The organism is Allobosea sp. BH3, assembly GCF_025499465.1.
Classification (GTDB): domain Bacteria; phylum Pseudomonadota; class Alphaproteobacteria; order Rhizobiales; family Beijerinckiaceae; genus Allobosea.
Genome location: NZ_JAIMCA010000001.1, coordinates 626,478 through 647,853, shown reverse-complemented (window position 1 = coordinate 647,853; position 21,376 = coordinate 626,478). Strand labels below are relative to the sequence as shown.

The window sequence follows — 21,376 nt, the reverse complement described above, 5'->3', positions numbered from 1 at the left end:
AATCGCTCCTTGCGATGGTGAACTAGCGATTGCGTGGCCCGGAACCACATGCTAGTGCACCGCCACATTTCGGTCGTGAAGTCGTCTTTCCGACTTCGGACTTTGACACTCGCAACGCCGGGACCCTGCACTCCACCTTCTGCTGAAGAAGGTCGCCGGTGCGGACCCTTGAAACGAGAGACGTGACGCGTGGCTGAAGGCGGATCGCAGGGGACATTGGTGTCGGGCGTAGCTCAGCGCTATGCCACCGCTCTGTTCGAGCTGGCTGAGGAGAGCGGCGCCGTCGATGCCGTCGCCGCCGCGCTCGACTCCTTCGACGGTCTCATCAAGGAAAGCCCGGACCTCGCCCGCCTGGTCGGCAGCCCGGCCTTCACGGCCGAGGAGCAGGTCGGCGCGATCAAGGCCGTGCTCGCGAAGGCCGGTATCTCCGGCATCGCCGCCAATTTCATCGGGCTCGTCGCCAGCAAGCGCCGCCTCTTCGCTCTGCCCGGCATGATCGTCGGCTACAAGAAGCTCGTCGCCGAGGCCAAGGGCATCGTCTCCGCCGAGGTGACGCTGGCCGAGCAGCCCACCGCAAAGCGCGTCGACGAAATCCGCGCGGCGCTGAAGAGCGTCGCCGGCAAGGATGTCGACGTTTCGATCAAGGTCGATCCGGCGCTGATCGGCGGGCTCGTCGTCAAGATGGGCTCCCGCATGGTCGACGCCTCGCTGAAAACCAAGCTCAATTCAATTCGTCTTGCCATGAAAGAGGTCGGCTGATGGACATCCGCCCCGCTGAAATCTCCGCCATCCTGAAGGCTCAGATTTCGAATTTCGGCTCCGAAGCCTCCGTCACCGAAGTCGGTCAGGTTCTCTCCGTCGGCGACGGCATCGCCCGCGTCTACGGCCTCGACAAGGTCCAGGCCGGTGAGATGGTCGAGTTCGAATCCGGCGTCCGCGGCATGGCGCTCAACCTCGAGAGCGACAATGTCGGCGTCGTGATCTTCGGTTCCGACCGCGAGATCAAGGAAGGCCAGACGGTCAAGCGCACCGGCGCTATCGTCGACGTTCCGGTCGGTAAGGAGCTGCTCGGCCGCGTCGTCGACGCGCTCGGCAACCCGATCGACGGCAAGGGCCCGATCAAGTCCAAGACCCGCGCCCGCGTCGACGTCAAGGCGCCCGGCATCATCCCGCGCAAGTCGGTGCACGAGCCGATGGCGACCGGCCTCAAGGCCATCGACGCGCTGATCCCGATCGGCCGCGGCCAGCGCGAGCTGATCATCGGCGACCGCCAGACCGGCAAGACCGCCGTGGCGCTCGACACCATCCTGAACCAGAAGTCGCTGAACGGCGAAGGCGCTCCCGAGAGCCAGAAGCTCTACTGCGTCTACGTCGCCGTCGGCCAGAAGCGCTCGACCGTCGCCCAGTTCGTGAAGGTGCTCGAAGAGCGCGGCGCGATGGAGTACTCGATCGTCGTGGCGGCCACCGCCTCGGACGCCGCCCCGATGCAGTTCCTGGCGCCCTTCGCCGGCTGCGCCATGGGCGAGTTCTTCCGCGATAACGGCATGCACGCCGTCATCATCTATGACGACCTCTCCAAGCAGGCCGTCGCCTACCGCCAGATGTCGCTGCTGCTGCGCCGCCCGCCGGGCCGCGAGGCCTATCCGGGCGACGTGTTCTATCTCCACTCCCGCCTGCTCGAGCGCGCGGCGAAGATGGGCGAGGCCGCCGGCCTCGGCTCGCTGACGGCGCTGCCGGTCATCGAGACGCAGGCGAACGACGTCTCGGCCTACATCCCGACCAACGTGATCTCGATCACCGACGGCCAGATCTTCCTGGAGACGGACCTGTTCTATCAGGGCATCCGCCCGGCGGTGAACGTCGGCCTCTCGGTGTCGCGCGTCGGCTCCTCGGCGCAGACCAAGGCGACGAAGAAGGTCGCCGGCAAGATCAAGGGCGAGCTCGCCCAGTATCGCGAGATGGCCGCCTTCGCCCAGTTCGGCTCGGACCTCGACGCGGTCACGCAGCGCCTGCTCAACCGCGGCGCCCGCCTGACCGAGCTGCTGAAGCAGCCGCAGTTCTCGCCGCTCAAGATGGAAGAGCAGGTCGTCGTGATCTATGCCGGCGTGAACGGCTATCTCGATGCGCTGCCGGTCTCCAAGGTTCGCGCCTTCGAGGACGGGCTGCTGGCTCTGGTGCGCGGCAAGCATGCGAAATTCCTCGAAGAGGTCGGCTCTTCGAAGGACCTCTCGGATGCCAACGCCGCCAAGCTCAAGGAGATCGTCGAGGGCTTCGCGAAGTCCTTCGCCTGATCCGGTCGATCATCATGGTCGGGCTTGCCCCGACCATCCACGCTTCCGCGGAAACACGGTAGACGTGGCAGGTTAAGACAGAGGTTCAAGACGTGGATGGTCGACACAAGGTCGACCATGACGGGGTGAGAGCGCCATATGCCTTCATTGAAGGACCTACGTAACCGCATCGCCTCCGTGAAGGCGACGCAGAAGATCACCAAGGCCATGCAGATGGTCGCGGCTGCGAAGCTGCGCCGCGCGCAGACGGCCGCCGAGGCCGCGCGCCCCTACGCCGAGCGCATGGAGACGGTGCTGGCCAGCCTCGCTTCCGGCATCTCCGGTTCGAGCGCGCCCCGGCTGATCGCAGGCACGGGCTCCGACAAGGTGCATCTGCTGCTGGTGCTGACCGCCGAGCGCGGCCTGTGCGGCGCCTTCAACTCGTCGATCTCGCGCCTCGCCCGCGACAAGGCGCTGGCGCTCAAGGCCGAGGGCAAGACGGTCAAGATCATCTGCGTCGGCAAGAAGGGCTACGACATCCTGCGTCGTCAGTTTGCCAACGACATCATCGAGTTCATCGACCTGCGCGAGTTCAAGCAGGTCGGCTTCGTCAATGCCGAGGCGATCGCGCAGAACGTGCTGGCGCGCTTCAACAATGGCGAGTTCGACGTCGCGACGCTGTTCTTCTCCAGGTTCCGCTCGGTGATCGCCCAGATCCCGACGGCGCAGCGCATCATCCCGGCCGAGATTCCCGAAGGCACGCAGCAGACCGACGCGGTCTACGACTACGAGCCGGAAGAGGGCGAGATCCTCGAGGCGCTGCTGCCGCGCAACCTGACTGTCCAGGTGCTGCGGGGGCTGCTCGAGAACGCCGCCTCCGAACAGGGCGCGCGCATGTCCGCGATGGATTCCGCCACGCGCAACGCCGGCGAGATGATCAAGAAGCAGACGCAGCTCTACAACCGCTCGCGCCAGGCGATGATCACGAAGGAACTGATCGAGATCATCTCCGGCGCGGAAGCGCTCTAACCGCCTAATTCTGCCGGTGGCGCGAGCCGCCGGCTGCCGAAACATCCGAATGCGCTAGTCCCGAGGTTCCACCATGGCCAAAGCCGCTACCAAGACCACCAAGACGAAGACTGCCGAGAAGCCCGCCAACACCGGCACCGGCCGCGTTGCCCAGGTCATCGGCGCCGTCGTCGACGTGCAGTTCGATGGCGCCCTGCCGGAGATCCTGAACGCGCTCGAGACCGACAATCTCGGCAACCGCCTCGTTCTCGAGGTCGCCCAGCATCTCGGCGAGAACACGGTCCGTACCATCGCGATGGACTCGACCGAGGGTCTGGTTCGCGGCCAGTCCGTGACCGATACCGGCGCCCCGATCGCGGTTCCGGTCGGCGACGAGTGCCTCGGCCGCATCATGAACGTCATCGGCGAGCCGGTCGACGAGGCCGGCCCGATCCTGACCACCAGCCGGCGCGGCATCCACCAGCCGGCTCCGTCCTATGCCGAGCAGGCGACCGAGGCCCAGATCCTCGTGACCGGCATCAAGGTCGTCGACCTGCTGGCTCCCTACGCGAAGGGCGGCAAGATCGGTCTGTTCGGCGGCGCCGGCGTCGGCAAGACCGTGCTGATCATGGAGCTGATCAACAACGTCGCGAAGGCTCATGGCGGCTACTCGGTGTTCGCCGGCGTCGGCGAGCGCACCCGCGAGGGCAACGATCTCTATCACGAGATGATCGAGTCCAACGTGAACAAGGACCCGAAGGAGAACAACGGTTCGACCGCCGGTTCCAAGTGCGCGCTGGTCTACGGCCAGATGAACGAGCCGCCGGGCGCCCGCATGCGCGTCGCGCTGGCCGGCCTGACCGTCGCGGAAGATTTCCGCGACAAGGGCCAGGACGTGCTCTTCTTCGTCGACAACATCTTCCGCTTCACGCAGGCGGGCTCGGAAGTGTCGGCTCTGCTCGGCCGCATTCCTTCGGCGGTGGGCTATCAGCCGACGCTCGCCACCGACATGGGCAACCTGCAGGAGCGCATCACCACCACCAACAAGGGCTCGATCACCTCGGTGCAGGCGATCTACGTGCCGGCCGACGACCTGACCGACCCGGCGCCCGCGACCTCCTTCGCCCACCTCGACGCCACGACCGTGCTTTCGCGCTCGATCGCGGAAAAGGGCATCTACCCGGCGGTCGACCCGCTCGACTCGACCTCGCGCATGCTCTCGGCCGACATCGTCGGCGAAGAGCACTACGCCGTGGCCCGCCAGGTGCAGCAGGTGCTCCAGCGCTACAAGGCGCTGCAGGACATCATCGCGATCCTGGGCATGGACGAGCTCTCGGAAGACGACAAGATGACGGTGGCACGCGCCCGCAAGATCGAGCGCTTCCTGTCGCAGCCGTTCCACGTCGCCGAGGTGTTCACCGGCTCGCCGGGCAAGCTCGTCTCGCTCGAGGACACGATCAAGGGCTTCAAGGGCCTGGTCGAGGGCAAGTACGACCACCTGCCGGAAGCGGCCTTCTACATGGTCGGCTCCATCGAGGAAGCCGTCGAGAAGGCGCAGCGCCTGGCCGCCGAGGCCGCGTAAGGTTGACCGAACACGTCATTCTCGGGCTTGCCCGAGAATCTCGTGACCAGAAAGCACTGGTTTCCGAGATGGCCGGGTCAAGCCCGGTCATGACGAGCCGGGGAGAATGATACGATGGCCACCTTCAAGTTCGAACTCGTCTCGCCGGAGCGTATCCTGTTCTCGGGCGAGATCATCAGCGTCATCGTTCCCTCCGTCGAGGGCGAGATGACCGTTCTCCCGGGCCATGTTCCGATCGTTGCGGCGCTGAAGCCGGGCGTCGTGCTGGTCCAGACCAGCGCCGAGAATGGCAAGGAATTCTTCGTCGGTGGCGGCCTCGTCGAGGTCAATCAGACCTCCGTCACGATCCTGGCCGAGCGCGCCAATTTCATCGAGGACGTGAATAGCGATGTCCTCGACGCGGCGATTCTCTCGGTCGAGACCCGTCTCGCTGCAGCGCCGAGCGAGGTCGAGGAGCGTCGCCTGCGCGAGATGCTGGTGCAGCTCGAGGAATTCAAGCACGTGTTCGAGCAGCGTAAGGCCGCCTGAGGCGCTTCGTAGCCAAGAATCCGAAGGGGCCGCGCAAGCGGCCCTTTTTTGTGTCGGGTTGTCGTCGCCGTCATGCCCGGGCTTGACCCGAGCATCTGCGGACGAGAAGGCGCCCTTTCCTGAGCGAGATATTCGGGTCTGCGCTTCGCCCGAAAATGACGGCAGCCCTCAAAGAGCGAAGCGAGCGAAGGCTTCGACGACCTTCTCGTAGACTGGCCGCTTGAACGGCACGACAACCCCCGGCATCTCGGCCAAAGGCCGCCAGCGCCATTCGCTGAACTCGGGCGGCTCGTCGCCATTCGGCTTGCCGATGTCGATTTCGCTCTCCGTGCCGGTGAGGCGGAAGGCGACCCAGCGCTGGCGCTGGCCGCGGAAGGCGGTGAGCCGGTGCGGCGGGCCGGCATAGGGCGGGAAGTCGTAGCTCCACCATTGCTCCGTGGCGGCGAGCAGCTCGGCGCCGGTGACGCCGGTCTCTTCTTCCAACTCCCGGCGCGCGGCGGCGACGATGTCCTCGTCCGCATCGATGCCGCCCTGCGGCATCTGCCAGTCGAAACCGGGCAGGACGATCTCGGGTCCGGCGCTATGCGAACGGCCGGAGAAGACGAGGCCCGCGCCATTGAACAGGGCGATGCCGACATTGGGGCGGTAGGGGAGGGTCATCGCGTCGCTCGGCCCGGATCGTCATGGCCGGGCTCGACCCGGCCATCTCGGAAACCAGTGTCTTCCGGTCAGGAGATGCCCGGGTCAAGCCCGGGCGTGACGGCGGTGGGCGCGCCGCTCACTCCCCCATCGCGATCAGGCTGGCGTTGCCGCCAGCTGCGGCAGTGTTGACCGTCACGGTCTGTTCGGTGGCGAAGCGCATCAGGTAGTGCGGGCCGCCGGCCTTGGGGCCGGTGCCGGAGAGGCCGTGGCCGCCGAAGGGCTGCACGCCGACCACCGCGCCGATGATGTTGCGGTTGACGTAGATATTGCCGGTCGAAAGCAGCGAGGTGACGCGCTCCACCGTCGTCTCGATGCGCGAATGGACGCCGAGCGTCAGCCCGTAGCCGGTGGCGTCAATCTCGGCGATGACCTTGTCGAGCTCACCCGCCTTCCAGCGCACGACATGCAGGATCGGGCCGAAATGCTCGGCGGTAAGGTCGCTCACCCGGTCGAGCCGGACGATATGCGGCGCGAAGAAGGTGCCGCCGAGATCCGGCGCCGCGCCGGCCCAGGCGACGCGGCCCTGCTGGCGCATGGCGGCGACATGGGTGTCGAGGCGCTGCTTGGCGGCGGCGTCGATCACCGGGCCGATATGTGTGTCGATCTGGCGCGGATCGCCAAGCTTCAGCTCCTTGGTAGCGCCCTCGATCATCTCGATCATCTTGTCCGCGACGTCGTCCTGCACCACCAGCAGGCGCAGCGCCGAACAGCGCTGGCCGGCCGAGCGGAAGGCCGACATCACGACATCGTCCGCGACCTGCTCGGGCAGCGCCGTCGCGTCGACGATCATGGCGTTGAGCCCGCCCGTCTCGGCGATCAGCGGCACGATCGGTCCGTCCTTGGCGGCGAGCGCCCGGTTGATGCCACGCGCGGTTGCGGTCGAGCCGGTGAAGGCGACGCCGGCGACATCCTCGTGGGCGACGAGGGCGGAGCCTGGCTCCGTGCCGCCGGGGACCAGATGCAGCGCGGTCACGGGAACGCCGGCCTCGTGCAGGATGCGGATGGCCACGGCTGCGATCAGCGGGGTCTGCGGCGCCGGCTTGGCGACGACGCTGTTGCCGGCGACGAGGGCGGCAGCGACCTGGCCGGTGAAGATCGCGAGCGGGAAGTTCCAGGGCGCGATGCAGATAAAGGCGCCGCGGCCGCGCAGGACCAGGCGGTTGTCCTCGCCGGTCGGGCCGGGCAGGGCGATCGGCGTGGCGAAATGCTCCTCGGCCTGAGCCGCGTAGTAGCGGCAGAAATCGACGGTCTCGCGCACCTCGGAGATGGCGTCGTCGATGGTCTTGCCGGCCTCGGCCTGCAGCAGCGCGATCAGCAGGCCGGAGCGTGCCTCCAGCAGGTCGGCGGCCTTGCGCAGAGCGGCGGCCCGGATGCGGGCCGGCGTCGCGCTCCAGGCCGGGAAGCCAGCCTTGGCCGCAAGGAGCGCGCGCTCGGCCGTGGCGGCGTCGGCCTCGATGACCTTGCCGATCGGCTTGTTGTCGATCGGGGAGCGGACGTCGCGCGCGGCGCCGGGCTGAGGCTTGCCGTCGATGATCGGGGCGGCCTCCGGGAAGGAGCCTGCGGCCGCGACCTGCTTCTGCAGGGCTTGCAGGCTCGCCTCATGGCCGAGCTCGGTGCCGGCGGAGTTGCGGCGCGAGGGGCCGTAGAGCTCGGCCGGCAGCGGGATGCGACGATGCCGCGCCGCGCCCGGATTGCCGATGATGTCGGCCGGCGGCACCAGCAGCTCCGCGACGGGAATGTCGGGGTCACCGGAGACGCTGACGAAGGAGGAGTTGGCGCCGTTCTCCAGCAGGCGGCGCACGAGATAGGCGAGCAGGTCCTGATGGCCGCCGACTGGCGCATAGGTGCGGCAGGCATAGCCTTCGTTCTCGCGCAGCAGCTTCTCGTAGAGCGCCTCGCCCATGCCGTGCAGGCGCTGGAACTCGAAACCTTCGGCATTTCCGGCCATCTCGGCGACGGTCGCGACGGTGAGCGCGTTGTGCGTGGCGAATTGCGGGATGATGCGCGGGCGCAGCTTCAGGAGTTGCGCCGCGCAGGCCTCGTAGTTCAGGTCCGTCATCGCCTTGCGGGTGAAGACCGGATAGTCGGGCAGGCCGCGCTCCTGGGTGCGCTTCAATTCGGTGTCCCAATAGGCGCCCTTGACGAGGCGCACCATCATGCGCCGGCCCTGGATTTCGGCCAGCCGGCCGATATGGTCGATCACCGCCGAGGCGCGCTTCTGATAGGCCTGGATCGCGAGGCCGAAACCGTCCCAGCCGTCGAGGGAAGCATCGGCGAAGACGGCGTCGATGACGTCGAGCGAGAGCTCGAGCCGGTCGGCCTCCTCGGCGTCGATGGTGAAGTTGAGATCGTAGCCCTTGGCCTGACGGGCGAGGGTGATGACCTTGGGCACGAGCTCGGAGATGACGCGCTCATGGCTGGTCGCCTCATAGCGCGGATGCAGCGCCGAAAGCTTTACCGAGATGCCGGGGCGGTTCGGCAGTTTGTCGTTGCCGGCGGAGCGGCCGATGGCGTCGATCGCATCGGCGTAGGATTTGAAATAGCGGTCGGCATCCGCCTGCGTGCGCGCGCCCTCGCCCAGCATGTCGAAGGAGTAGCGATAGAGCTTGCCGGTGCCGCTGGCGGCACGCTTCAGCGCTTCCTGAATCGTCTGGCCGAGCACGAAATGGTTGCCCATGACGCGCATCGCCTGTCGCGTCGCGGTGCGGACGGTCGGCACGCCGAGGCGCTTGGCGAGGCTGCTGACGATGCCGGTCGGCGTCTCGCCCGGCTGGATGACGCGCGCCGTGATGCCGAGCGCCCAGGCCGAGGCCGAGACGAGGAAGGCATCCGACTTCGATTCATGATGGGCGAAGTCGCCCTGGCCGAGCTTGTCCTCGATCAGCCGGTCGGAGGTGGCCGCATCGGGGACGCGCAGCAGCGCTTCGGCCAGCACCATCAGAGCGAGGCCTTCCTTGGTCGAGAGCGCATATTCGCGCAGCAGCTCCTCGATGCCGCCCAGGCCGACCTTGCGGGTGCGGATCGCCTCGATCAGCCCGGTGGCGCGCGCATCGATCCGCGCCTTGGCAGCCGGGTCGCGCCGGCCAGCCGCGAGCAGGCGGCCGGCAATGGCGCCGTCGTCCTCGGCGAAGGGGGCGCGGAAAGGCGGCAGGGCGGGGGCGGCCATGAAGGGCTCCGGTCGACTGGCGGGATGATCTGAAGGATGCCGCCTCCTACGCCGCATATCAATTGGCATTTGTCATCACAAAGCAGTAATAATCTCTGTAGAAATGACTTTAGGCAGAGATTTATCATGCTGGATCGGACCGACCGCCGCATCCTCTCCCTGCTGCAGGGCGATGGCCGTATCGCGGGCGTTGAACTCGCCGAGAAGGTCGGGCTTTCGCCGACCGCGACGGGCGAGCGGCTGAAGCGGCTCACGCGGGATGGATACATCACCGGCTATCGTGCGACGCTCGATCCGGTGAAGCTGGGCCTGAGCCTGCTGGTCTTCGTCGAGGTCTATCTCGACAAGACCACGCCCGACGCCTTCGAGCGCTTCGCCGCGGCAGTGAAGCGGGCGCCGGAGGTGCTAGAATGCCATATGGTTGCCGGAGGCTTCGACTATCTGGTCAAGACGCGCGTTGCGGACATGCATGCCTATCGCCATTTCCTTGGCGAGGTGCTGCTGGCGTTGCCGGCGGTGCGGGAGACGCGCACCTATGCGGTGATGGAGGAAGTAAAGACGGACGGAGCGCTGCCGCTTTAACGCCTTGATGACGACGCCGTAGCGTCATGCTGGCGCAGCGTTCGACATATTATCATGTTGTGAGGCACGGACGATGCGTTAGGGCTCCGACCCAAGCGCATCGCGGCCAGAACGGCTCCGGAGGACAGCCATGCCCCTCGCTTCGCCCCTTTTCGCGACGATCCCGTCGAGGCGCGCGCTCGGGCGGCTTGCGGCAAGGGCAGCCGCGTTCTGCGCGATGGCAGGCGTCGCGCGGGCGCAGGGCAACACGGCGATCCGCTTCTCGCTGGACGGGCGCTTCGAGGGGCCTTCCGCGCCCTTCCTGATCGCGCAGGAGAAGGGCTATTTCGGCGCCGAGGGGCTCGACGTCACGATCGAGGCCGGGACCGGCCCGCGCAGCATCATCCAGCGCCTCGCCGCAGGCCAGCAGGATGCCGGCTTCGGCGACGTCAACACGCTGATCCGTTTCCGCGACGAGAACCCCGGCGCCGATCTCAAGGCGGTGATGATCGTGCATGACCGGCCGAGCTTCGCCCTCGTCGGCCGCAAGAGCCGCGGCATTACGGACGAGCCGGCGAGCCTGGAAGGCAAGAAGCTCGGCGCGCCGACGGGCGACGCCAGCTTCGCTCAATGGCCGATCTTCCGGAGCGTCAACAAGATCGACGAGAGCAAGATCCGCTTCGAGACGATCGGCCTGGCCGTCCGCGAGCCGATGCTGGCTTCCGGCGAGATCGACGCTGCCTTCGGCCCCGGCGCCTCCTCCTATGTCAGTCTCAAAGCGCGTGGTGTTCCCGTCGAGGACATCGTGCTGATGTGGATGGCCGATCATGGGCTGGCGCTCTACGGCAATGCGGTGATCATGCCGCCGAAGCTGATCGCCGAGCGGCCCGACGCCGTGCGCGGCTTCCTGCGGGCAGTGCTGCGCGGCGTCCGGGATGCGGTGACGAACCCGACCTTCGCGGCGCAACTTGTCGCCAAGCGCAACGATGCGGCGCAGCCGGAGACCGTGCGCGAGCGGCTGAGCATGACCATCGAGCAGAACATGCTGACGCCGTTCGTGAAGGCGCATGGCTTCGGCGGCATCGATCCGGCACGCTGGGCGCTGGCGCTCGACCAGATCGGGCTCGCCGGCCCGCTGCGCGACAAGGCCCGCGCCGGCGACGCCTTCACCGACGCCTTCCTGCCGCCGGCCGACGAACGCATGTTCTGAGCGCATCCTGACGCTGGGAGAACCGGCGCCCAGTGCGGATGACAGCCGGTGGAGGCCTGCCTATGTTGCGGCGCCCTCCACCGGACCCCGATCTTGGAACTGCCAGCCCTTACCGATTACGACGGCCTGCGCGAGGCCTTTCGCTGGCGCATTCCCGACCGTTACAACATCGCCGTGGATGTCTGCGACCGCTGGGCGGCGGTCGAGCCTGACCGGCCCGCCATCATCGAGGTCTCCAGCGACTGGCGCGTGACGCCGGTGAGCTTCGGCTGGTTCCGGGAACATTCGAACCGCCTCGCCGATGCGCTCAGGCGCCGCGGCGTGAAGCGCGGCGACCGGGTCGCGATCCTGCTGCCGCAAGGGCGGGCGGTGCTGGCGGCGCATCTTGCTGCGTATAAGCTCGGTGCCATCGCGGTGCCGCTGGCGGCGCTGTTCGGCGTCGATGCGCTGGCCTATCGGCTCGGCGATTCCGGCGCGAAGGTCGTCGTCACCAATGCGGCGGGGCTCGCCAAGCTGCGGCAGATCGCCGAGCCGCTGCCGGAACTGGCTCTCGCGATCTCGACCGACGGCCCTGACGGCAGCGCCGAGGGCTGGGACGACGTGCTGGCGGCAGGCAGCCCGGATTTCACGCTGGTCGATACCGGGCCGGACGATCCGGCGCTGATGATCTACACCTCCGGCACGACGGGCAATCCGAAGGGCGCGCTGCACGGCCACCGCGTCCTGCCCGGCCATCTGCCGGGCGTGCAGATGCCGCATGAGTTCATGCGGCAGCCGGGCGATCTCGCCTGGACGCCGGCCGACTGGGCCTGGGCCGGGGGGCTGCTCAACATGCTGCTGCCGGCGCTGCATTTCGGCGTGGCGGTGGTGGCGCGGCCGGTGACGCGCTTCGAGCCGGACGAAGCCTATCGGCTGATGCAGGATCTGCGTATCCGCAACGCCTTCGTGCCGCCGACGGCGCTCAGGATGCTGCGCGGCGCCGGTAGTCCGCGCGGGCGCTACGACCTCGATCTCAGGACCGTCGCGGCGGCTGGCGAGGCGCTTGGCGCTGAGACGCTGGCCTGGGGGCGGGAGGCGCTGGGGCTGACGATCAACGAGGCCTATGGCCAGACCGAATGCAACCTCGTGCTCGCCTCGAGCGCCGCGCTCGGCGTCAGCCGGCCGGGTGCCATCGGCAAGGCGGTGCCGGGCCATGAGGTCGCGATCATCCGCCCCGACGGCACGGTCTGCGAGCCGCGCGAGGAGGGGCAGATCGCGGTACGCCGGCCGGACCCGGTGATGTTCCTGGAATATTGGCGCAACCCGGCGGCGACCGCGGCGAAGTTCATCGGCGACTGGATGACGACCGGGGACGAGGGCGTGCAGGACGATGACGGCTATGTCCGCTTCATCGGCCGCGACGACGACGTCATCACCTCCTCGGGCTATCGCATCGGGCCGGGCGAGATCGAGGATTGCCTGCTGAAGCATCCGGCCGTGGCGCTGGCGGCCGTGGTCGGCAAGCCCGATGCGCTGCGCACCGAGATCGTCAAGGCCTTCGTCGTGCTGAAGCCGGGCTGTCAGGGATCGCCCGCGCTTGTCTCCGAGCTGCAAGGCTTCGTGCAGGCGCGGCTCTCGGCCCATGAATATCCGCGCGAGATCGCTTTCCTCGATGAGCTCCCGATGACCACGACCGGCAAGATCATCCGCCGCCTGCTGCGGGCGGAGGGATGAGCCTGTCGTCATTCTCGGGCTTGACCCGAGAATCTCGTGATCGGGAGTCTACGGCGCCTCTTTCAGCCTGAGATGCTCGGGTCAGGCCCGAGCATGACGCCCTTGGGTTGCGGCCTGAGCAGGCTGCTGCCCGAGGAAGGCCGACCAGAGCCGCTGCACCGTCGCCTCCTCGACATCCTTGACGATCAGGACGAGGCGGGAGCGGCGGTCCGCATCCGGCCAGCCATCGAGCAGGATGGGCGGGTGCAGGATCTGCTGGACGGCGTGGACGAGCAGCGGCCGGCCCGGCTCCTCGGCAAGATCGACGAGGCCCTTGAGACGCAGCAGCCGCGGGCCGTGGATCGAGCGTAGCATCGTCCAGAACAGGTCAAAGGTCGCCTGCGCCACCGGGCGGTCGGCCGTCAGGGCGAAGGCCCGGATCGACTCGTCGTGGCGATTGACGTCGTGCGCATCCTGCCCGTGAGCGTGGCCATGGTGATGATGGCCGTGCCCGTCGTGATGATGGTGATCGTGGCCATGGTCATGGCCGTGGTCATGGTGATGGCTGTGCGGGCTCGTCTCGCCGAGCCAGTGCCGCAGGGCTTCCGGCCGCTTCGCCAGATCGTAGAGCCCGGCCCCGACAAGTTCGTCGGCGGTCGCGTCGGGCGCGAGGATCTTGGTGCCGGGGTTCAGCGCGGCGATGCGCTCGCGCAGCGCCTTGGCAGCTTCGGGCGTGGCGAGGTCGGTCTTGGTCAGGACGAGGCGGTCGGCGGCGACGACCTGACGGCGGGCTTCCTCATGGGCGTCGAGCGTCGCCATGCCGTTGACCGCATCGACCAGCGTGACCACACCGTCGAGCCGGAAGCGCATTGCGAGATAGGGGTGGTTGATCAGAACGTTGAGGATCGGGGCCGGGTCGGCGAGGCCGGTGGTCTCGATGACGAGGCGGGAGAAGGCTTTGAGGCGGCCATTGTCGCGGCGGCGCAGCAGGTCCTCGAGCGTGACGATGAGGTCGTCGCGGATGGTGCAGCAGAGACAGCCGGATTCGAGGAGGATCATGTTCTCCTCGACGCCCTCGACCATCAGGTGGTCGAGCCCGACATCGCCGAACTCGTTGACGAGCACCACCGTTTCGGCGAGCGCCGGGTCCTTCAGCAGCCGGTTGAGCAGGGTAGTCTTGCCGGCGCCGAGGAAGCCGGTGAGCAGTGTCAGGGGGACGGGTGCGGGGCGGGCAGGGGAGGAGCCGGTCATGATACTGCGAGCCTTAGGCCGGCACGGCGCGCCGCCTCGATTGTTCTAGTATTACATTGGCGATGAGGGCGGCAATGACAAGTGCGCCGCCGGCATATTGCAGCGTGCCCAGCCGCTCGCCGAGCACGATGGCGGCCAGCGCCACGGCGAAGACGGGCTCGGCGCAGAAGGCGAGGCCGGCCGGGCCGGGCGCGATGCGTGCCAGCGCCAGGAGCTGGAACAGGAAGCCGACGATATAGCCGCCATAGGTGATGGCGACCGCGATGGGCGCCAGCAGGAAGGTTTGCGGGGACTGGAAGCCGCCGGTTGCCAGCATGATCGCGAGCGCCACCGGCAGGATGACGACATGCGACCAGAACAGCTTCGGCAGGGTCGGGATGCGGGCGCAATGCGCGGCCGCGAAGAACTGCACGACGGCGCAGAGGCTCGCGACGATCGCCAGGACGAGACCACGCGGATCGAGCCCGTGCAGATCGGGCCCCACCACCATCGCAACGCCGGCGAAGGCGAGAACCGCCACGCCGAGCCTGTCGGGCCGCAGCGGCGTGCCGGTGACGAGCGGCTCGGACAGCACGATCAGGACCGGAAAGGTGTAGAACACCACGGCTGCGACCGAGATCGGGATGAAGGCGACCGAGGAGAGATAGGCGATGCCGACCAGCGCCGTCGCGATGCCGAACCGCAGCACCGGCGGCCATTCGCCCGGCCTGAGCCATAGTGCGCTACGCCAGACGAGCGCAGCGCCGCCGACCAGCGCGAGCATCAGCAGCACACGGTAGAAGACGAGCAGCGGGCCGTTGAGCCCGACCTGCGCGGCGATCTGGGCGCTGACGATGTTGGTGCCGAAAGCGGCGGCCGAAGCGAGGGCCAGCAGCAACCCGTGGCGTTCGTTCACGCGCTTACCGCCCGATCCCGCTCTCAGGCGTCGTTGCCGGACTTCGCCTTGGCGGTGGCGGCCGGCCGGGGGGTGGGCAGCGGGGTGCTGCGTGCCTGTGCCGGCGCTTTGGGCTTGGCCGCAGGTTTCGCTTTGGCCGGTCTGGCCTTGGCGGGGACGGCTTTTGCGGCCTGGGGCTTGGTCGTGGACCGCAGGCTTGCCGCATTCGCCGCGCCCGGCTTGACGGCGCCTTGCAGGGGCAGCGGGCCGCCACCGAGGTTCTGCGCGGGCTGCTGGCCCGAACCATTCGACGGAGCGAAGGCGGTGGTGCCCTGCGGGATGCCACCTGTGTTGGCCGCCCGGTCGCCGAACAGGCCTTGCGTTCCGGCGCCGAACAGGCCGGCCGTCACGGGCTTGCCCGGGTCGATCAGAGGAGCGCCGCCGCGCGCGACCTGGCTGTCCGGCCGCGTCGTCGCATTGGCGGCGATCGGTGCGGAGGCCGAGCCGGCCGTGCGCCCGAAGGCGACGGGCACAGGCATGGTCTCGGCGCGGGGGCCGAGCACGACGCGCCCGCGCGCAGAGCGGCTGGCGACCGGCGAGGCCGACTGGGTCGTGAAGGTGGGGAAACGGCCGCCGTCGGGGGCATTGCCTGCGTCGGCAGCGGCCGATGCGATCGGCCCCGAAACATCGGCGTCGTCGGCCAGGGGCGCTCCGCCGCCGCGATTACGGACATCGTCGCAGACATTGGGGGCGCGGGTGCCGCTCGGGCCCATCGAGGCGACGTTGCCGCCGCCGAAGCCGCCCCAGCGGCCAAAGCCGTCATCGAGGAGCTGCGCGGCCTTGACGGTGCGCTCGGTCCCGGAGACGGAGCCGAGAACCACGGCAATCAGAGTGCGACCGCCGCGATTCGCCGTCGCGACGACGTTGAAGCCGGAGGCGCAGGTGAAGCCGGTCTTCATCCCGCCGATGCCGGGATAGCGGCCCACAAGTCCATTGGTGTTGTGAATGGTCTGCTTGCCGAGCTGGACGGCGGAGGTGTTCCAATAATCCGAATAGCGGCCAAATTCGTGCATCAGGGCCATGGCGAGGACGGCGAGGTCCCGCGCGCTGGTCTGCTGGTCGGGATGGTCCCAGCCATTCGGGTTGACGAAGCGGGTGTCCTGCATGCCGAGGCGTTGTGCCTCGGCATTCATCATGCCGACGAAGGCCTCGACATTGCCGCCGACTCCCTCGGCCACGACATAGGAAATGTCGTTGGCCGATTTCACCATCATGATGCGCAGAGCGTTGTCGAGCGTGATCTCCTGCCCGGGGCGGGCATAGACCTTCACACGCGGCTGGCTGGCAGCCAGCTTCGAGACGGGGATCGCGGTCTCGAGCCCGAGGCGGCCCTGCTGCACGGCCTTCAGCGCGACGTAGATCGTCATCATCTTCGTCGTCGAGGCCGGGCGCCAGGCCTGCGTCGGGTTTTCGCTGGAGATGACCTCGCCGCTGGAGGCATCGACGACGAGGCTCGTGCCGGCGAGAGCGGAGCCGGAGAGAACAACGCCGAAAGCGAGGGCTGTGGCGAGGCGGGAAACGATCATGGAGCGGTCTGGAACCTGTCTTGACGGGTGACGACGGCGCGGGATTTCAAGGCGACGCGTGCGGCATTCGTGCGGCATTTTCGAGACGGCAGGCCCAATAGGACCGCCCATGAATGCATACCTACCCCCAGCCGAGCGATTTGCCTAGTAGCCTGCGCCGGTCCAAAAGCACGGTGTTCCTGCTTTCCGTGTCTTCCTTCCGAGGCTTTATCCCCGTGGCTTTCGGCCTGCTCTGGATCCCGGCGACGATCTGCGCGTCGCTCCTGCAGACTGCGCGCAATCTGGCGCAGCGCTCGCTCACCGACATCATCGGCGTGGTCGGTGCCACCCAGGTGCGCTTCCTTTTCGGCCTGCCCTTCGCGGTGCTGTTCCTCGCTCTCGCCTGTCTCGGTCTCCAGACCTTGCCGCCCGCCATCGGCGCAGCTTCGCTCGTCTATACGCTCTGCGGCGCGCTGGCCCAGATCGTCGCGACGGCGCTGATGCTGGCCGCGATGCGCGAGCGCTCCTTCGCCGTGACGACCGCCTATACGAAGACGGAGCCGGTGCAGGTGGCGCTGTTCGGCGCGGTGCTGCTCGGCGATGCGCTGACCCCGCTCAAATTCCTGGCGATCGCCATCGCCACGGCCGGCGTGATCGTGGTGTCGTGGAAGCCGGGGGAGAAGATCACGCGCGCGGGCCTGCGCCCGGCAGTGCTCGGTATCGTCTCCGGCGCCTTCTTCGCGCTCTCGGCCATCGGTTTCCGCGGCGGCATCCAGGCGCTGCCGGAGGGCTCCTTCCTGATCCGCGCCTCCACTACCCTGGTTCTGGGGCTCGCGATGCAGACGGCGATCCTCGTGGCCTATATGCTCATCGCGAACAGGCCGGCGCTGCTGCTGAGCCTGAAGAGCTGGCGCCGCTCGCTGTCGGCCGGCTTCCTGGGCGCCGCCGCTTCGCAATGCTGGTTCATCGGCTTCTCGCTGACGACGGCGGCCAATGTCCGCACATTGGCGCTGATCGAGGTGCCGCTGGCGCAGATCGCTTCCCGCAAGCTCTTCGCCGAAGGAACGAGCCGCCGCGAGATGCTCGGCATGGCGATGATCGTTGGCGGGGTCGGGCTGCTGCTGTCTCTGGCATTGCAATAGGAGCGAGGGCCGCAAGGACGTTTGAAGCCGGTCAGAAATGCTCTAGTCCATACGAAAAGCCCCACCCGCCGATCCACGCACGGCCATCATGCATGGATACGGGCTTGCCCGGCCGGCTCAGGGTGCCAAGATAACGTGTAACTGCACATCATAGGGAGAATCCGTCATGAGCGCTGCGATCGTGGGCTGGGCCCATACGCCGTTTGGCAAGCAGGATGCCGAGACCGTCGAGAGCCTGATCGTGCGGGTGGCGATCGACGCGCTGGTCGATGCCGGCATCACCGCCGACCAGGTCGACGAGATCGTGCTCGGGCATTTCAATGCCGGCTTCTCGGCGCAGGACTTCACCGCCTCCCTCGTTCTCCAGGCCGATCCGGCGCTGCGCTTCAAGCCGGCGACGCGGGTCGAGAACGCCTGCGCGACCGGCTCGGCCGCCGTGCAGCAGGGTGTCCGGGCGATCAGGGCCGGCGATGCCAAGGTGGTGCTCGTCGTCGGCGTCGAGCAGATGACCAAGACGCCGGGCCCCGAGATCGGCAAGAACCTGCTCAAGGCCTCCTACCTGCCGGAGGACAGCGATGTCCAAGGCGGCTTCGCCGGTGTGTTCGGCAAGATCGCTGCCGGCTATTTCCAGCGCCATGGCGACCAGTCCGACGCGCTGGCGATGATCGCGGCCAAGAACCACAAGAACGGCGTCGAGAACCCCTATGCGCAGATGCGCAAGGATCTCGGCTATGCCTTCTGTCGCGAGGAGAGCGAGAAGAACCCCTATGTCGCCGGCCCGCTGAAGCGGACCGACTGCTCGCTGGTCTCGGACGGCGCGGCGGCGCTCGTGCTGGCCGACGAGGCGACGGCGCTGACCATGCGCCGTGCCGTCGGCTTCCGCGGCATGTCCCATGTCCAGGACTTCCTGCCGATGTCGAAGCGCGACATCCTGAAGTTCGAGGGGGGCGCGCTCGCTTGGCAGAAGGCGCTCGCGGATGCCGGCGTGTCGCTGGACGACCTCTCCTTCGTCGAGACGCATGACTGCTTCACCATCGCCGAGCTGATCGAATACGAGGCGATGGGCCTGACCAAGGAAGGCGATGGCGCCCGGGCCATCAAGGAAGGCTGGACGCAGAAGGACGGCAAGCTGCCGGTCAACGTCTCCGGCGGCCTGAAGTCCAAGGGCCATCCGATCGGCGCGACCGGCGTGTCGATGCATGTGCTCAGCGCCATGCAGCTCACTGGCGAAGCGCCCGAAGGCATGCAGCTCAAGGAGCCGCGGCTCGGGGGCATCTTCAACATGGGCGGGGCGGCGGTCGCCAACTACGTCTCGGTGCTCGAACGGATCAAGTGATCCCTTAGCAGCGGCGCGTACCCTTCATGCCCGGGCTTGACCCGGGCATCTCTGAATCATAGCCCCCTGGTCCTGCGGTTCTCGGGCTGAGCCCGAGAATGACGCGTCTTTCGTTCTCGGCGCTTCGTCATTCAGCGGAATTCCCGACGTGATCGTCTTCATCGCGCTTCTGCCGGCCTATGTCCTGTCGATCTTCTACCGCTCCTTCCTGAGCGTGATCGCCGGGCCGGTGATGGCCGATCTCGGCATCGGTCCGGCCACCTTCGGCCTGCTCGGCGCGGCCTGGTTCATCGCCTTCGCGCTGGCGCAGTTCCCGATCGGCTGGGCGCTCGACCGGATCGGGCCGCGCCGCACGGTGGCGGTCGCGATGGTGGTGGGCTCCGTCGGAGCCTTCCTGTTCGCGCAGGCCGGCGGGCCGATCTCGGCCGGCATCGGCATGGCGCTGATCGGCTTCGGCTGCTCGCCGGTCTTCATGTCCGCGCTGTTCCTTTTTGCCCGGTGCGCCGCGCCGGGGCGCTTCGGCTTCCTGACCTCGCTCTTCATCGGGCTGGGCTCGCTCGGCAACGTCGCGGGCGCGGCCCCGCTCGCCATCGCCGCCCAGCATTACGGCTGGCGTGGCGCGATGATGGCGATGGCCGTCTGCTTCCTCGCCGCGACGGTGCTGGCGGTGGCGTTGGTGCGCGATCCACCGCGCGCCGCCCATCCGGGGCCGGAGGAGGGGCTGCTGCAGGGCCTCGCCAGCATCCTGACCCTGAGGCCCTTCTGGCTGCTCGCGCCGCTGATCCTCTGTGGATATGGGATCATCGCGACCGCGCGGGGCCTGTGGATCGCGCCGTTCATGATGCAGGTCCACGGCTATGACGCGATCGGGGCCGGCCATGCCGCTACGATCATGGCGGTCGCGATGATCGTCGGAGCCTTCGTATATGGCTGGATCGAGAATCGTACAGGCCGCGCCAAGTCGATCGTGTTCTGGGGCACGCTGGCGACAGTCGCGAGCTTCGCGCTGCTGGCGCTCACCGGGCAGGGCGCGCCGTTCCTGGCGGTCGCGCTGTTCTCGCTGATCGGCGCGGCCGGCTTCACCTATGCGATCCTGATGGCGCATGCGCGCCGGTTCTTCCCCGAACACCTGATCGGGCGCGGCATGACCTGCGCGAATTTCCTCTTCATCGCAGGGGCCGCGGCGGCGCAGTCCCTCTCCGGCTGGTTCATCGCGACGCAGCGTGCCGCCGGGCTCGAGCCGGCCGAGACCTTCGCCCGGCTGCATTGGGCCTTTGCGGCGGCGCTGCTGATTTCGGCCGCCGTCTATGCGCTGGCGCCGGCGCGGCCGAAGAAGCCCTAAGGGTTCAGGCCTCGCCGGGCGCCTTCGCCGCTATAGCAAGCGCATGGACGCGGTCGGCCAGTTCCTGCGTCAGGGCGGCGTTGACCAGCCGGTGGCGCTCCAGCCGGGTCTTGCCGGCAAAGGCATCCGACACGATATGGACCCTGAAATGAGTCTCTCCGCCCTCGCGCCAGCCGCCATGCCCGTGATGCTGGTGCGATTCGTCGATCACCTCGAGTTGCTGCGGCGCGAAGGCATCCGTCAGCTTTCGCGTGATTCTTTCAGCGATTGAGGTCATGATCGCGTCACCATTGCGATGATTGTCCTGCCGGTTCGGCAAGTGCCTGCTGCAGTGCACGCACTTGCCGGCCGAACCCTTTGCGTCTCATAACCCTTCGACGATGAACATCAACTCGCGCCTTTTCGATCGCATCAGGATCGGCCCTTCCGAGGCGGAAGCGGTCGTGGACGGCGACGCGCCGCGTTGCAACCATGCCGGCTGCACCCGCACCGGCGAATTCCGCGCGCCCATGGGGCGCGGGCGCGAGGGGCAGTTCTTCCTGTTCTGCATGGAGCATGTGAAGGCCTATAACGCGACCTACAACTATTTCGCCGGCATGGATGACGAGGCGCTCGCCGCCTACGCGAAGCAGGAGGAGATCGGCCATCGGCCGACCTGGAAGCTCGGCGTCAATTCCCAGGCCGGGCGGACGTCGCAGCGCGGGCGCCGCGCGGCGAAGGGCGAGAGCGGAGAGGATCTGCACGACGCCTTCAACCTGTTCGGCGCACGCAACAAGCAGCAGGCGGCGCAGCCGGAGTCGCGCGTCGGCGTCGTGGCGCGCAAGGCGCTGGACACGCTCGGCCTCGACGACACGGCCGACGCCGCCGCGATCAAGGCGCGCTACAAGGAACTCGTGAAGCGCTTTCACCCGGACGCCAATGGCGGCGACCGCTCGCGCGAAGGCACGCTGCAGGAGATCCTGAAGGCGTATCAGCAGCTGAAGAGCGTGGGGATGGTGTGATCCGGCATGTCATCCCGCACGCGCTGCGGCACGCAGTGCTGCTGCGCAGATGCGGGATCGCATGACGAGCAGGCGCCTTTTCCTGCAGACGGTCCCGTGTCTGCGCAGCGGCGCTACACGCGGCAGCGCGCACGGGATGACAGTGG

The 21,376-nt window shown here is 67.7% G+C and carries 18 protein-coding genes; 12 read left to right on the top strand and 6 right to left on the bottom strand.

Going from position 1 to position 21,376, the window contains the following annotated elements; genetic code table 11:
- Window positions 1-189: 189 nt before the first annotated feature.
- From BoBH3_RS03135 to atpC, 5 genes are all read left to right on the top strand, one after another.
- Window positions 190-759 carry a F0F1 ATP synthase subunit delta gene (locus BoBH3_RS03135; RefSeq protein ID WP_262329284.1) on the top strand — a complete coding sequence of 190 codons (570 nt, stop codon included), beginning with the start codon at window positions 190-192 and terminating at the stop codon, window positions 757-759.
- Entirely contained in the window at window positions 759-2,291 is a 1,533-nt protein-coding gene (gene atpA / locus BoBH3_RS03130; RefSeq protein ID WP_262329283.1) for a F0F1 ATP synthase subunit alpha, read from the top strand. The genes BoBH3_RS03135 and atpA overlap by 1 nt, the downstream gene beginning before the upstream one ends.
- 138 nt (window positions 2,292-2,429) lie before the next feature.
- Window positions 2,430-3,299, top strand: coding sequence for a F0F1 ATP synthase subunit gamma (locus BoBH3_RS03125; RefSeq protein ID WP_262329282.1), 870 nt, complete (start codon window positions 2,430-2,432; stop codon window positions 3,297-3,299).
- 73 nt (window positions 3,300-3,372) lie between these two features.
- On the top strand, window positions 3,373-4,860 hold the full coding sequence (atpD, locus tag BoBH3_RS03120) for a F0F1 ATP synthase subunit beta (protein WP_262329281.1): 1,488 nt from the start codon (window positions 3,373-3,375) through the stop codon (window positions 4,858-4,860).
- 114 nt (window positions 4,861-4,974) lie between these two features.
- Window positions 4,975-5,388: an ATP synthase F1 subunit epsilon gene (gene atpC / locus BoBH3_RS03115; protein WP_262329280.1), complete on the top strand. Its 414-nt coding sequence runs from the start codon at window positions 4,975-4,977 to the stop codon at window positions 5,386-5,388.
- Between the two features lie 168 nt (window positions 5,389-5,556).
- Here the strand turns inward: atpC and BoBH3_RS03110 are convergent, their stop codons facing one another.
- The gene (locus BoBH3_RS03110) at window positions 5,557-6,048 is read right to left on the bottom strand and encodes an RNA pyrophosphohydrolase (protein ID WP_262329279.1); all 492 of its coding nucleotides are present in this window, start codon (window positions 6,046-6,048) and stop codon (window positions 5,557-5,559) included.
- Window positions 6,049-6,166: 118 nt separating this feature from the next.
- A complete protein-coding gene (putA, locus tag BoBH3_RS03105; RefSeq protein ID WP_262329278.1) occupies window positions 6,167-9,256 on the bottom strand; it encodes a bifunctional proline dehydrogenase/L-glutamate gamma-semialdehyde dehydrogenase PutA in 3,090 nt (1,029 codons plus the stop codon).
- Between the two features lie 123 nt (window positions 9,257-9,379).
- Here putA and BoBH3_RS03100 point away from each other — a divergent pair, with 123 nt between their 5' ends.
- From BoBH3_RS03100 to BoBH3_RS03090, 3 genes are all read left to right on the top strand, one after another.
- On the top strand, window positions 9,380-9,838 hold the full coding sequence (locus BoBH3_RS03100; RefSeq protein WP_112577440.1) for an Lrp/AsnC ligand binding domain-containing protein: 459 nt from the start codon (window positions 9,380-9,382) through the stop codon (window positions 9,836-9,838).
- Between the two features lie 130 nt (window positions 9,839-9,968).
- The gene (locus BoBH3_RS03095) at window positions 9,969-11,027 is read left to right on the top strand and encodes an ABC transporter substrate-binding protein (protein WP_262329276.1); all 1,059 of its coding nucleotides are present in this window, start codon (window positions 9,969-9,971) and stop codon (window positions 11,025-11,027) included.
- A gap of 99 nt (window positions 11,028-11,126) precedes the next feature.
- The gene (locus BoBH3_RS03090) at window positions 11,127-12,740 is read left to right on the top strand and encodes an AMP-binding protein (RefSeq protein WP_410050555.1); all 1,614 of its coding nucleotides are present in this window, start codon (window positions 11,127-11,129) and stop codon (window positions 12,738-12,740) included.
- Between the two features lie 81 nt (window positions 12,741-12,821).
- On the opposite strand, the gene BoBH3_RS03085 is transcribed toward BoBH3_RS03090, so the two are convergent.
- From BoBH3_RS03085 to BoBH3_RS03075, 3 genes are read right to left on the bottom strand one after another with little or no spacing between them, the layout of a single operon-like run.
- Window positions 12,822-13,970 carry a CobW family GTP-binding protein gene (locus BoBH3_RS03085; RefSeq protein WP_262329275.1) on the bottom strand — a complete coding sequence of 383 codons (1,149 nt, stop codon included), beginning with the start codon at window positions 13,968-13,970 and terminating at the stop codon, window positions 12,822-12,824.
- Between the two features lie 13 nt (window positions 13,971-13,983).
- Complete coding sequence (locus BoBH3_RS03080) at window positions 13,984-14,865, bottom strand: EamA family transporter (protein WP_262329274.1); 882 nt, start codon at window positions 14,863-14,865, stop codon at window positions 13,984-13,986.
- Between the two features lie 23 nt (window positions 14,866-14,888).
- Entirely contained in the window at window positions 14,889-16,430 is a 1,542-nt protein-coding gene (locus BoBH3_RS03075; RefSeq protein WP_262329273.1) for a serine hydrolase, read from the bottom strand.
- Between the two features lie 113 nt (window positions 16,431-16,543).
- Here BoBH3_RS03075 and BoBH3_RS03070 point away from each other — a divergent pair, with 113 nt between their 5' ends.
- From BoBH3_RS03070 to BoBH3_RS03060, 3 genes are all read left to right on the top strand, one after another.
- Window positions 16,544-17,551 carry a DMT family transporter gene (locus tag BoBH3_RS03070; protein ID WP_262329272.1) on the top strand — a complete coding sequence of 336 codons (1,008 nt, stop codon included), beginning with the start codon at window positions 16,544-16,546 and terminating at the stop codon, window positions 17,549-17,551.
- A 166-nt stretch (window positions 17,552-17,717) separates the two neighbouring features.
- A complete protein-coding gene (locus BoBH3_RS03065; protein WP_262329271.1) occupies window positions 17,718-18,887 on the top strand; it encodes an acetyl-CoA acetyltransferase in 1,170 nt (389 codons plus the stop codon).
- Window positions 18,888-19,035: 148 nt separating this feature from the next.
- Window positions 19,036-20,229 carry an MFS transporter gene (locus tag BoBH3_RS03060; RefSeq protein WP_262329270.1) on the top strand — a complete coding sequence of 398 codons (1,194 nt, stop codon included), beginning with the start codon at window positions 19,036-19,038 and terminating at the stop codon, window positions 20,227-20,229.
- A 4-nt stretch (window positions 20,230-20,233) separates the two neighbouring features.
- Here BoBH3_RS03060 and BoBH3_RS03055 read toward each other — a convergent pair whose 3' ends face one another.
- Window positions 20,234-20,506 carry a BolA family protein gene (locus tag BoBH3_RS03055; protein WP_262329269.1) on the bottom strand — a complete coding sequence of 91 codons (273 nt, stop codon included), beginning with the start codon at window positions 20,504-20,506 and terminating at the stop codon, window positions 20,234-20,236.
- A gap of 103 nt (window positions 20,507-20,609) precedes the next feature.
- Between BoBH3_RS03055 and BoBH3_RS03050 the strand changes: the two genes are divergently transcribed.
- On the top strand, window positions 20,610-21,230 hold the full coding sequence (locus BoBH3_RS03050; protein WP_262329268.1) for a J domain-containing protein: 621 nt from the start codon (window positions 20,610-20,612) through the stop codon (window positions 21,228-21,230).
- The last annotated feature ends 146 nt before the right edge of the window (window positions 21,231-21,376 follow it).